At 72.1% G+C, this 11,705-nt stretch carries 14 protein-coding genes and 1 tRNA gene; 9 read left to right on the forward strand and 6 right to left on the reverse strand.

All coding sequences use genetic code 11. The features are described from left to right. Window positions 1–14 precede the first annotated feature (14 nt). The 6 genes from paaA to J7E86_RS21880 all read left to right on the forward strand — a co-directional run bounded on the left by paaA (window position 15) and on the right by J7E86_RS21880 (window position 5,006). The gene (gene paaA / locus J7E86_RS21855; protein ID WP_215083431.1) at window positions 15–977 is read left to right on the forward strand and encodes a 1,2-phenylacetyl-CoA epoxidase subunit PaaA; all 963 of its coding nucleotides are present in this window, start codon (window positions 15–17) and stop codon (window positions 975–977) included. Next, window positions 974–1,261 carry a 1,2-phenylacetyl-CoA epoxidase subunit PaaB gene (gene paaB / locus J7E86_RS21860; RefSeq protein ID WP_215083432.1) on the forward strand — a complete coding sequence of 96 codons (288 nt, stop codon included), beginning with the start codon at window positions 974–976 and terminating at the stop codon, window positions 1,259–1,261. Before paaA ends, paaB begins: the two co-directional genes overlap by 4 nt. 32 nt (window positions 1,262–1,293) lie before the next feature. Further along, a complete protein-coding gene (gene paaC / locus J7E86_RS21865; protein WP_308312674.1) occupies window positions 1,294–2,013 on the forward strand; it encodes a 1,2-phenylacetyl-CoA epoxidase subunit PaaC in 720 nt (239 codons plus the stop codon). Further along, window positions 2,007–2,504: a 1,2-phenylacetyl-CoA epoxidase subunit PaaD gene (gene paaD, locus J7E86_RS21870; protein ID WP_215083434.1), complete on the forward strand. Its 498-nt coding sequence runs from the start codon at window positions 2,007–2,009 to the stop codon at window positions 2,502–2,504. Before paaC ends, paaD begins: the two co-directional genes overlap by 7 nt. Then, window positions 2,505–3,593 carry a 2Fe-2S iron-sulfur cluster-binding protein gene (locus J7E86_RS21875; protein ID WP_215083435.1) on the forward strand — a complete coding sequence of 363 codons (1,089 nt, stop codon included), beginning with the start codon at window positions 2,505–2,507 and terminating at the stop codon, window positions 3,591–3,593. Between the two features lie 195 nt (window positions 3,594–3,788). Further along, complete coding sequence (locus tag J7E86_RS21880; RefSeq protein ID WP_215083436.1) at window positions 3,789–5,006, forward strand: acyl-CoA dehydrogenase family protein; 1,218 nt, start codon at window positions 3,789–3,791, stop codon at window positions 5,004–5,006. 127 nt (window positions 5,007–5,133) lie between these two features. Here J7E86_RS21880 and J7E86_RS21885 read toward each other — a convergent pair whose 3' ends face one another. The 4 genes from J7E86_RS21885 to J7E86_RS21900 form a co-directional block, all read right to left on the reverse strand. Continuing rightward, window positions 5,134–5,481 carry a rhodanese-like domain-containing protein gene (locus tag J7E86_RS21885; protein WP_215083437.1) on the reverse strand — a complete coding sequence of 116 codons (348 nt, stop codon included), beginning with the start codon at window positions 5,479–5,481 and terminating at the stop codon, window positions 5,134–5,136. A 22-nt stretch (window positions 5,482–5,503) separates the two neighbouring features. Continuing rightward, window positions 5,504–6,313, reverse strand: a complete 810-nt coding sequence (locus J7E86_RS21890; protein WP_215083446.1) for a hypothetical protein — start codon at window positions 6,311–6,313, stop codon at window positions 5,504–5,506. A gap of 118 nt (window positions 6,314–6,431) precedes the next feature. After that, window positions 6,432–7,832, reverse strand: coding sequence for a DUF2252 domain-containing protein (locus tag J7E86_RS21895; RefSeq protein WP_215083438.1), 1,401 nt, complete (start codon window positions 7,830–7,832; stop codon window positions 6,432–6,434). A 71-nt stretch (window positions 7,833–7,903) separates the two neighbouring features. Further along, window positions 7,904–8,263, reverse strand: coding sequence for a helix-turn-helix domain-containing protein (locus tag J7E86_RS21900; RefSeq protein ID WP_215083439.1), 360 nt, complete (start codon window positions 8,261–8,263; stop codon window positions 7,904–7,906). 148 nt (window positions 8,264–8,411) lie between these two features. On the opposite strand from J7E86_RS21900, the gene J7E86_RS21905 reads away from it, so the two are divergent. Continuing rightward, window positions 8,412–9,062, forward strand: a complete 651-nt coding sequence (locus tag J7E86_RS21905; protein ID WP_215083440.1) for an FMN-dependent NADH-azoreductase — start codon at window positions 8,412–8,414, stop codon at window positions 9,060–9,062. A 251-nt stretch (window positions 9,063–9,313) separates the two neighbouring features. Then, window positions 9,314–9,649, forward strand: coding sequence for a helix-turn-helix domain-containing protein (locus tag J7E86_RS31665; protein WP_215083441.1), 336 nt, complete (start codon window positions 9,314–9,316; stop codon window positions 9,647–9,649). Between the two features lie 28 nt (window positions 9,650–9,677). On the opposite strand, the gene J7E86_RS21915 is transcribed toward J7E86_RS31665, so the two are convergent. Next, window positions 9,678–10,451 carry a hypothetical protein gene (locus tag J7E86_RS21915; RefSeq protein WP_215083442.1) on the reverse strand — a complete coding sequence of 258 codons (774 nt, stop codon included), beginning with the start codon at window positions 10,449–10,451 and terminating at the stop codon, window positions 9,678–9,680. Window positions 10,452–10,734: 283 nt separating this feature from the next. After that, a tRNA-Leu gene (locus J7E86_RS21920) sits at window positions 10,735–10,821 on the reverse strand. 392 nt (window positions 10,822–11,213) lie between these two features. On the opposite strand from J7E86_RS21920, the gene J7E86_RS21925 reads away from it, so the two are divergent. Then, window positions 11,214–11,705: DUF3662 domain-containing protein (locus J7E86_RS21925; RefSeq protein ID WP_215083443.1), on the forward strand; the 492-nt coding region annotated here is incomplete at its 3' end.

An 11,705-nucleotide genomic window follows, 5' to 3' on the forward strand; every position in this document is an offset into this window, starting at 1 on the left:
GCAGGGGGCATGCCATGACGACGATGGCGCCGGATGCGGGGTCCTATGAGGCGGTGTTCGACGCCGCCGTGGCCGCCGACGAGCGCATCGAGCCACGTGACTGGATGCCCGACGCCTATCGAGCCTCCCTCGTCCGGCAGATGGCGCAGCACGCGCACAGCGAGATCATCGGCATGCAACCCGAGGCCAACTGGATCACCCGGGCCCCCTCGCTGCGCCGCAAGGCGATCCTGATGGCCAAGGTCCAGGACGAGGCCGGCCACGGCCTGTATCTCTACAGCGCCGCCGAGACCCTCGGCACCGGCCGCGACGAGCTGCTCGACAAGCTCCACTCCGGCCGCCAGAAGTACTCCTCGATCTTCAACTACCCCACGCTCACCTGGGCCGACGTGGGAGCCGTCGGCTGGCTGGTGGACGGCGCGGCGATCACCAACCAGGTCCCGCTGTGCCGCTGCTCCTACGGGCCGTACGCCCGCGCGATGGTCCGCATCTGCAAGGAGGAGTCCTTCCACCAGCGCCAGGGCTACGAGCTGCTGCTCACCCTGAGCCGGGGCACGCCCGAGCAGCACGCCATGGCGCAGGACGCCGTCGACCGCTGGTGGTGGCCGTCCCTGATGATGTTCGGCCCGCCCGACGACGAGTCCGCCCATTCGGCCCAGTCCATGGCCTGGAAAATCAAGCGGCACTCCAACGACGAGCTGCGCCAGCGCTTCGTGGACATCTGCGTGCCGCAGGCCGCGTCGCTCGGCCTGACCCTCCCCGACCCCGACCTGCGGTGGAACGAGGAGCGCGGGCACCACGACTTCGGCGCCATCGACTGGGACGAGTTCCACCAGGTGCTGCGTGGCAACGGCCCGTGCAACGAAGAACGCATCAGCCGGCGGCGGCAGGCCCACGAGGAAGGCGCCTGGGTGCGCGAGGCGGCCACCGCGTACGCCGGCAAACACCGCGAGACACAGGGGGAGGCAGGGGCATGAGCAGCACCGATTGGCCGCTGTGGGAGGTGTTCGTGCGCAGCAGGCGCGGACTGTCGCACACCCACGCGGGAAGCCTGCACGCACCGGACGCCGAGATGGCCCTGCGCAATGCCCGGGACCTCTACACCCGGCGCTCCGAAGGCGTCTCGATCTGGGTGGTGCCCTCCACCGAGATCACCGCCTCCTCGCCGGACGAGAAGGACCCCTTCTTCGAGCCCGCGGCCGACAAGCCCTACCGCCACCCGACCTTCTACGACATCCCCGAGGGGGTGCGGCACCTGTGAATCGGCCTCACACCGGCACCGCTTCGGCCCCCGTGTCCCCCACCGTCTCCGCCGGCGCCGCGCTGGCGCTCGGTGACGACGCCCTCGTGCTCTCCCACCGGCTGGGGGAGTGGGCCGGGCACGCGCCCGTCCTGGAGGAGGAGGTCGCGCTCGCCAACATCGCCCTGGACCTGCTCGGCCAGGCCCGCTTCCTCCTCCAGCTCGTCGGCGACGAGGACGAGCTGGCCTACCTCCGCGAAGAGCGCGCCTTCCGCAATGTCCAGCTCGTGGAGCAGCCCAACGGCGACTTCGCCCACACCATCGCCCGGCAGCTGTACTTCTCCACCTACCAGGAGCTGCTCTACGGGCAGTTGTCCGCCGGCGACGGCCCCTTCGCACCGCTCGCCGCCAAGGCGGTCAAGGAAGTGGCCTACCACCGCGACCACGCCGAGCACTGGACGCTGCGGCTCGGCGACGGCACGGAGGAGAGCCACCGGCGCATGCAGACCGCCCTGAACGCCCTCTGGCGCTGTACGGGAGAGCTCTTCGAGCCGGTCGAGGGAGTCGACGTCGACATGGCGGCGCTGCGCGACGGCTGGCTGACCCTGGTCACCAAGACGGTCCAGCAGGCCACCCTGACCCTGCCCACGGGCCCGCAGGCCGGTGCGTGGACGGCCGGAGCCGGCCGCCAGGGGCTGCACACCGAGTCGTTCGGACGGATGCTCGCGGAAATGCAGCACCTGCACCGCAGCCACCCGGGGGCGTCATGGTGACCGCCCCGACGCCCCTGGAGGAGCGCCTCCGCGAACTGGCCGGGTCCGTCCCCGACCCGGAGCTTCCCGTACTGACGCTGGCCGACCTGGGCGTGCTGCGCGGCCTGCATCTCACGGGACCCGGCCGGGTGGAGGTGGAGCTCACCCCCACCTACACCGGCTGCCCGGCCATCGAGACGATGTCGGCGGACATCGAACGGGTGCTGCACGAACACGGCATACCGGAGGTCGAGGTGCGCACGGTCCTCACCCCGGCCTGGTCCACGGACGACATCACGGCCGAGGGCCGCCGCAAGCTGGCGGAGTTCGGGGTGGCACCGCCCCGGCCCGGCGGACCCGAGGGGCCGGTGCCGGTGTCGCTGGGCATCCGCTGCCCGCACTGCGGCTCCACCGACACCACGCTGCTGAGCCGGTTCTCCTCCACCGCCTGCAAGGCCCTGCGCCGGTGCGAGGCGTGCCGCGAACCGTTCGACCACTTCAAGGAGTTGTAGATGGCAGCGGCCCGCCACGGCGCCTTCCACCCGCTGCGGGTGACAGCCGTCGACCCGCTCACCGACGACGCGGTCGCCCTGACCTTCGCCGTGCCCCCCGAGCTGCGCGAGGTCTACCGCTACGCCCCGGGCCAGCACATCTCCGTACGCCGGTTCACGGAGGACGGCGAGATACGCCGCACGTACTCCCTCTGCGGGCCGGCACCGGCCCCGGACGCCGATGGCCCCGGCGAGCTGCGGGTGGGCGTGCGCCTCGTGGACGGCGGAGTGTTCTCCACGTACGCGCTCAAGGAGCTGGGCGTGGGGGACACGGTCGAGGTGATGGCGCCGGTCGGCCGGTTCCTCCTTCAGCCGCGGGCCGGGCACTTCGCCGCGATCGTCGGCGGCAGTGGGATCACCCCCATGCTGTCCATCGCCTCCACGCTGCTCGCGCGGACGCCCGACGCCCGGTTCTGCCTGATACGCAGCGACCGCACCACCGCCTCGACGATGTTCCTGGAGGAGGTCGCCGACCTCAAGGACCGCTATCCCGACCGATTCCAGCTCGTGCACGCGCTCTCCCGAGAGGAACAGCAGGCGGGGCTGCCCTCGGGGCGGCTGGACGAGGAGCGGCTGGGCGCGCTGCTGCCGGCGCTGCTGCCGGTGGGAGCGATCGACGGCTGGTTCCTCTGCGGCCCGTACGGGCTGGTGATCGGCGCCGAGCGCGCGCTGCGCGGCCTCGGGGTCGCCCGTGACCGCGTCCACCAGGAGATCTTCCATGTCGAGGAGCCCTCGACAGGCGCACCGGCCGCGAAGACGGCCACCGCGCCGGCCCACAGCACGGTGACCGCGCGACTGGACGGCCGCGGCGGCAGCTGGCCCGTGCAGGAGGGCGAATCCCTGCTGGAGGCGGTGCTGCGCAACCGCGCCGACGCGCCGTACGCCTGCAAGGGCGGTGTATGCGGAACGTGCCGGGCGTATCTGGTCTCGGGCGAGGTGCGGATGGACCGGAACTTCGCCTTGGAGCCGGAGGAGATCGACGCGGGATATGTGCTGGCCTGCCAGTCGCATCCGACGACGGAGGAGGTGGAGCTGGACTTCGACCGCTGAGCGGCGAGCGCTGTCACCCGGCCTCCCGCTCCCCGGCCCGCCTCCGCCTCCGCACCCGCACCCGCGAGCGCCTCCCACCACTCCCCTCCCCACCACTCCCCTCCCGACTGTTCACAATTCCTGGAACTCGTTCTAAATTGACGCTTCGTCAGTTCCAGGCGGCCGGGCGGCGGTAACGGTAGCGGGAGGACGGCAGTGGACTTCACCTTCACCGAGGAACAGCGGGCGGCGGCCGAGGCGGCCCGGGCGGTCCTGGCCGGGGTCTCCCCGGACGGCGTGCCCAGTCCGGCACTCTCCCGGGGCGCGGTCGCCGAGGACTTCGACCGGGCGCTGTGGCACAAGCTCGCCGCGTCCGACGTGCTCGGCCTTCTGGCCGCACCCGAGTACGGCGGCGCGGGCCTCGGGCCCCTCGCCCTGTGCCTGGTGCTGCGCGAGGCCGGACAGGTCCTGGCCCGGGTGCCGCTGCTGGAGTGCGGGGCGGCCGCGTTCGCCCTGAGCGCTCACGGCGGCCCGGTGGCGGCCCGGCTGCTGCCGCGGATCGGCAGGGGCGAGCTGGTCGTCACCGTGGCCTCCAGCGGTCGCACCGGCCATGACGCGGCCGAGCTCGCCGTCACCGCCGCCCCGACCGCCGCCCCTGTGGACAGCGGCTCCGAAGCCGGCTCATGGACTCTCGACGGGGTACACACCGCGGTGCCCTGGGCATCCGGCGCCGACCTGCTCCTGCTCCCCGCGCACACCGGCCACCACCCCGACGGCCACCACCCCGAGGGACATCACACCGAGGGACATCCCAACGACAGCGGCCGGGCCGTCGTCGCCCTCGTCCCCCGCGACCACCCCGGCGTCACCCTCGCCGACCAGGTCTCCACCAACGGCGAGCGGTACGCGGAGGTCCGCCTCGACTCCGTACGTCTGGGCGCCGAGGACGTGATCACCACCGAGGGCGCGTGGGAACGGCTGCGGGAGCTCCTCACCGTCGGCACGTGCGCGCTCGCGCTCGGGGTGGGTACGGCGGTGTGCCGGATGACCGGCGAATACACCGCGAAGCGCGAGCAGTTCGGCTTTCCGATCGCGACGTTCCAGGCGGTCGCCGTACAGGCGGCGGACCGCTACATCGACCTGCGCGCCATGGAGGCCACCCTCTGGCAGGCCGCCTGGCGGCTGGAGTCAGGGACCGCCGGCGCGCTCCCGGCCGCAGCCGACGTCGCCGTCGCCAAGATCTGGGCCTCGGAAGGTGTCCGCCGCGTCGTCCAGACCGCACAGCACCTGCACGGCGGATTCGGCGCGGACACCGGCTACGCCCTGCACCGCTACCACGCCTGGGCCAAGCAGCTCGAACTCTCCCTGGGCCCCGCCGCGGCCCACGAGGAGGCCCTGGGCGACCTCCTGGCCACCCTGCCCGCCCACGACTGACCCGCCTTTACCACCCGGTCGGGAAACGGCCGGGAAACGGCCGGGACGCGCCGAACCTCGGCCGGGACACGACCGAACCGCGGCCAGGACGCGACCGATCCGCGGCCAGGACGCCGCCGAACCGCGGCTAGATCACCGTTCCAGGCGCGCCGTTGCCGTCCACGACCGGGCGGCCGGCGGCCTCCCACACCTGCATCCCGCCGTCGACGTTCACCGCGTCCAGGCCCTGCTGGACGAGATAGGCGGTGACCTGAGCGGAGCGGCCACCGGCGCGGCAGATGACGTTGATCCGACCGCCCTCGGGAGCCTGCTCCGTCAGGGTGCCGAAGCGGGCGACGAAGTCGCTCATCGGGATGTGGAGCGCGCCCTCGGCGTGCCCGGCCGCCCACTCGTCCTCCTCGCGGACATCGAGCAGAAAGTCATCGGCCGAGAGAGCGTCGACGCCGACCGTGGGAACCCCAGAACCAAAATGCATGCCCACGACGCTACCCGACCTGCTAGCCGGTCAGGGTGGCCAGATGGGCCTCGCGCTCGGTGACCTGCGCGAGCAGGCCCTCGGCGATCTCCTCCAGCAGCCCGTCCGGGTCGTCCGGCGCCATTTTGATCATCGAGCCGATCGCCGAGCCCTCCAGCTCGGCGGCCAGCGCCGCGAGCATCTCCTTGCGCCGCGCCAGCCACTCCAGGCGTGCGTACAGCTCCTCGGCGCGGCTCGGCCACCGCTCCTCGGGCACCGGCCCGGCGGCCCACTCCTCGGCCAGTTCCGCGAGCAGCTTCTCGTCACCGCCGGCGTACGCGGCGTTGACCCGCACGATGAATTCCTCGCGCCGCACCCGCTCCGCCTCGTCGCGCGCCAGGTCCGGATGCGCCTTGCGGACCAGCTCCCGGAAGGCCCGGCGGGCCTCGGCGCTGGGGCGCACCCGCTGCGGCGGCCGCACCGGCTTGTCGGTGAGCATCGCCTGCGCCTCGGGCGACAGCCCCTCGGAGTCCATCCAGCCGCCGAGCAGTTCCTCCACCCCGGGCAGCGGCTGCACCAGGGCCCGCGCCTCCCGGGCCCGCCGGAGATCATCGGCGTCACCGGTCCGGGCCGCCACGGCCTCCGCGATCCGCGCGTCCAGCTCGTCGAGCCGGGCGTACACCGGGCCGAGGCGCTGGTGGTGGAGGCGGGAGAAGTTCTCCACCTCCACCCGGAAGGTCTCCACCGCGATCTCGAACTCGATCAGCGCCTGTTCGGCCGTGCGTACGGCCTGCTCAAGGCGGTGCGTGCCCGGCTCCTCGGCGTGCTGGCTCTGCTCGGCTTCCGGTTTCATCACCCGCCCAGCGTACGAGCTCCCACCCACCCCAGGGGACCGCCGGTCCCGTCCCGCCACAACGCCCACCACGACGACCGGTCACTCGCCGCACGCCCCCGCAAGCCCGTCCCCGCCCCTACACGCCCATCTCCGCCGCCACCCGCCCGCTCCGCACCGCGGTGACCAGCTCGGCATGATCCGCCTCCACACGGCCCGCGTAGGCCGTCGCGAAGGCCGCCACGGCCTCGTCCAGCTCCTCCGACTTGCCGCAGTACCCGGCGATCAGCCGGGGATCGGCGCTGTGCGCGTGCGCCCGGGCCAGGAGGGCCCCCGTCATCCGGCCGTAGTCATCGAGCTCGTCGGTGCCCAGGGCCGCCGGGTCGACGCTCCCCTTGCGGTTGCGGAACTGCCGCACCTGGTACGGCCGGCCCTCGACCGTCGCCCACCCGAGCAGTACATCGCTGACCACCTGCATCCGCCGCTGGCCGAGCACCACGCGCCGCCCCTCGTGACCGGCCTCGGGCGGCGCGAAGCCGGCCTTCTCCGCGTACGGCAGCAGAACGGAGGGGCGGGCCTCCTTCACCTGGAGCACCAGCGGCTCCCCCCGGTGGTCGAGGAGCAGCACCACGTACGAGCGCAGCCCCACGCTCCCGGTGCCCACCACCCGGAACGCCACGTCCTGCACCTCGTACCGCGCCAGCAGCGGCAGCAGCTCCTCGGGCAGCGTCCCCAGATATCCCTCCAGCGCCAGGGCGACCGCCGCCGCCTCCCCCTCCGGTATCCGCCGCAGCACCGGCGGCGCGTCCAGGAACCGCCGGCCGCCGTCGGACTTCTCCGTCGCCTTCGCCGCGAACCGGGCGCTCGTGTTCCGGCGCGCCTTCGCCTCGACCCGCTCCAGCGTGCCCAGCAGCTCCCGGGCGTCCGCGTGCGAGACGAGTCGCTCGTCGGCGATGGCGTTCCACGCGTCCGCGACCGGCATCCTGGCCAGGAGCCGCATCGTGCGCCGGTAGGAGCCCACGGCGTCCCGTGCGGCCGCCCGGCAGGTGTCCTCGTCCGCGCCCGCCTCCCGGCCCGCGAGGACCAGCGAGGCCGCGAGCCGCTTCACGTCCCACTCCCACGGCCCGCGCAGCGTCTCGTCGAAGTCGTTGAGGTCCATGACGATGCCGCCGCGGGCGTCGCCGTAGAGCCCGAAGTTGGCGGCGTGCGCGTCGCCGCAGAGCTGCGCGCCCATGCCCGTCACGGCCGTACGCACCAGGTCGTAACCCATCAGCCCGGCGGAGCCGCGCAGGAAGGCGAAGGGGGAGGCGGCCATCCGCCCGGCCCGTATCGGCGTCAGCCCGGGCAGCCGGCCCGCGTTCGACGCCTCGACCGCGGAGACCGCGTCCGGCCTGCCGGCGTCGGCCTCCCACTCGGCGTGCGCGGCACGCGGAACCCGCGCCCGCAACGCCTTCCCCACGGCTTTCGGCGATCCGGCCCCGGCGGCCCCGCCGCCGGCCGCCGGTCCCGCGAACCCCGGTACGTACGGCAGTCGCGCCATCGCGCGCCCCCTCCCCCTGCGCCCGCACACTCACTGGAAGGGAAATCTACCCCCGCCACCGACAGAGCGGCTCAGCTGCATTCCTTGGGACAAGTGGGGTCGTCCGCCAGGTACTTCGCCGCCCACCGGCCCAACTCCCTGAGCGCCGGATCCATCGCCTCGCCCGCCTCGGTCAGCCGGTAGGCGACGCGCAGCGGGGGCCCGGCGTCCACCTCGCGGACGAGCAGACCGGCTGCGGCCAGCTCCGTGAGCCGGTCCGACAGCATGCGCTCGCTGATCCCCGGAATGGCGCGCCGCAGGTCGGAGAAGTAGACCCGGCCCGGCATCAGCGTGGCCACGATCAGGCCGGTCCAGCGCTTCCCGAACAGCTCGAAGACACGCGTCATGCCTACGTCGACGCTCTTGCACGCCTGTTCGCTGTGGTCCGCCATGGCCCCAGCGTACTGCGTCGCCCTCAGGTGCTGCAGAAAAGTAAGCTACTGTGCTATCAATAGTTGCGTACGGAATTACATCGCCGTACGGCAAGCAATGACCGCGTCACGCCTCCCTCCGCGTCACGCCCTCCCCTTGGAGATCCCGATGGCCACACTCCTGCACCTCGACTCCTCCGCCCTCCCCCAGGGCTCCGCCTCCCGCGAGGTCACCGCCGCCTTCCGCAAGGCGTGGGAGGAGCAGCACCCCGACGGCACCGTCATCCACCGCGACCTCGCCGCCGACCCGCTGCCGCACATCGACGCGGTGACCATCACCGCCTCGTTCACCGACCCGGCCGAGCGCACCGAGGCCCAGAAGGCGGGCATCGCGCTCCGCACCGAACTGGCCGAGGAGCTGGAGCGCGCGGACGCGGTGCTGATCGGCGCCCCGATGTACAACTTCACGATCACTTCCACGCTCAAGGCGTGGCTGGACCACGTGATCATCATGGGCCGCACGGCCGGGATCCCGGAGCTGCCCAACGCCGGCACCCCGGTCACCGTCGTCGCCAGCCGCGGCGGCGCGTACGGGCCGGGCACCCCCCGCGAGGGCTTCGACTTCGTGACCACCTACCTGGAGAAGGCCCTCGGCGACATGCTCGGCCTGGACGTCGACTTCATCGTCCCGGAGCTGACCCTGGCCCATACCGTGCCCGCGATGGCCGGTCTGATCGAGAAGTCGGACGCCTCCCGCGCCCAGGCACTCGAGGACGCCGCGGCCAAGGGCAAGGCACTCGCCGCACGCTTCGCCGGCTGAACAGCCGTACGCCCGGGGCCCGTCACCCGACCGGGCCCCGCGCGGCGAACACCCGCCCCGCGACGACCAGCCGGCCCGAGTCTGGCCGGAATCGACCGTTTGCCGCGTCACCGCTGGTCAACAGGTGGTCAAGAGTCACCAACAGCGGTGGTGACGCAATCTTTAGCCGAATCTGGGCTTTTAGCTAAGCCTAAAGGTGGCATCCTCTAGAGAGGAGCCGTCCAGCGGCATCACGACTCTGGGGGTACAGCATGGCCTGGCGCAACGATACAGAACGCGGCGGCACGGCGGAGTTAGCCGGTGCCAGTCTGGCGCGCCATGCGACGGCATCACTCGCCGGGCTCTTGGCCGAACGCGGCATGTCCCGCAAGGACTTGGCCGACTGCATCGGCGTCTCACCCGGCAGGGTCAGTCAAATCCTGTCCGGGGACGAGAATTTGACCATGCGCTCTCTCGCGGCCGTGGCGGACGCGCTCGACCTGAGGGTGGACATCTCGTTCCGCGAGCCCACACCCGCCGAGGTCCGCGAGCCCGTGGAGGCCGAACGCCCCGTGCGCGTACGGCCCTTAGCGCGCTCCCACCGCTGACGCCCGCGAGCGCCCCGCGCCGCGGGGCTCAGCCCGCCGACGGGCCGGCGACGGCTTCCCAGGGGGACCGCCGCCGCAGTTCCATGATCTTCTTGTCGTCACTGCGCTTGCCGTGGGCGTGCGCCAAGTCGAGCAGATACGCGCAGTACTGCTCGGCCTCGCCGAACGCCCGCCGCGCCTGCCGCAGCTCCTCCCGCGTACGTTCCCGCGCCTGCTGCTGGCAGGACTTCTCGATCTTCGTCTCCACGGTGATCCACTTTTGCGCCGCGGTCCGTACGTCCCGGTGCCGCTCCACGATCTCGCGCTTGAGGTTGGTGCGCGCCCTGCCCGTACGACCCGAGGTGTCGACGCGCGACAACAGGTGCCTGCACACCCGGTCGGCGAAGGCGTCGAGGTCCCAGCAGTCCTGGAAACCACTGGACATGCGGTACGACCACTCGGCGCGGTCGGTCTGGAGCCGCAGCGCGAGTCCGCTCAGCAGCAGCGAATCGCCGAGGGTGACGATCGCCATGAGGGGGTGCTCGCCGGACTGCTCCAGCTTCCGCTTGGGCACCAGCCCGAGCCCCGCCACCGCGCCCACCGCGGCCGGCGGCACGCTCGACGCGTGGGGTAACAGGAGCCCGCTGGCCAGGGCCGCCATGCCGGAGGTCCACAGCACCACCGCGACCGCCGCCAGCGTCGACCGGACCGTACCCAGCAGCCGCCCGTCCTCGCGGAAGCGCCAGACCAGGCACACCCATGTCACAGGCGCGCAGACGGCGGCGGGCAGCACCCACTCCGCCAGCACGGACGACTGGCTCAAAGCCACAGCGTCCCCCATTCCGGTTGCAGACGAGGCTCCCCACGACACCGGACACGACGCTCTTCACACAGCGCCCCAGCGCGACTACGGAATGATGTTCCCACTGCGGCCACTACCGCGTGCAACGTTCCGGCCAAGCTCTCGCGTCCCGGCCGAATTCGGGCCCCCCGCCCGCCGCGCGCGGACGATCTGCCGGACACCCACGTGGCAATACGCACACGCAAAGCGAAACGGACCCCTCCAGGTGACTGATGTCACTCGGAGGGGTCCGTCTCGTACCGCATGGTGCGCGAGGGGGGAGTTGAACCCCCACGCCCTTTCGGGCACTGGAACCTGAATCCAGCGCGTCTGCCTATTCCGCCACCCGCGCATGGGTGTTGTCTTCAGTCTTCCCGCACTCTCCCCGGACCGTGTTTCCCGGGTCTTGTGCGTTCGCCTTCCGACACGGAGAACATTAGCACGGTGCGCGGGGTGTCCTCGCACGCGTTTCCCGCGGCCCCGCGCAGGCCGGCCCCGGGACGGCCTCCCGGACCGCCGGGTCCGTGGGGAGCGCACCGGTTGCGGGACACTGACTCGCGGCCGCCTCTACGATCCCTAGTGAAGGCGGTGCGAGGACGACAAGAGGGCGCCCCGAAGGCGACACTCGTCACTCCTGCCGCCGAAGGGGAACCAGCCGTTTTCCCGACGCGTGGATACGATCAGTAAGCAGTATCAGGAACGACACTGAGCATCAGGAACGTCACTGAGGGAAGGAGGTGCCCCGTGGGAGTACTGAAGCGCTTCGAGCAGCGTCTCGAAGGTCTCGTGAACGGCACCTTCGCCAAGGTGTTCAAGTCCGAGGTGCAGCCGGTCGAGATCGCGGGCGCGCTCCAGCGGGAGTGCGACAACAACGCCACCATCTGGAACCGTGACCGCACCGTCGTCCCCAACGACTTCATCGTGGAGCTGAGCGCCCCGGACTTCGAGCGTCTCAGCCCCTATTCCGGGCAGCTCGGCGACGAGCTCTCCGGCATGGTCCGCGACTACGCCAAGCAGCAGCGGTACACCTTCATGGGGACCATCAAGGTCCACCTGGAGAAGGCGGACGACCTCGACACCGGGCTCTACCGGGTGCGCAGCCGCACCCTCGCCGCCAGCGAGTCCCAGGACCCGCAGGCCCGCGCGGCCTCGCCGCGCCCCGGCGCCGGCAGCCCCGTCACCCAGGGTGGCGGCGGCTATCCGGCACCGCCGGCCGGGCTCCCGCCCATGCCGGCG

The sequence above is a fragment of the Streptomyces sp. ISL-11 genome (genome assembly GCF_018614525.1).
Taxonomy (GTDB): Bacteria; Actinomycetota; Actinomycetes; order Streptomycetales; family Streptomycetaceae; genus Streptomyces.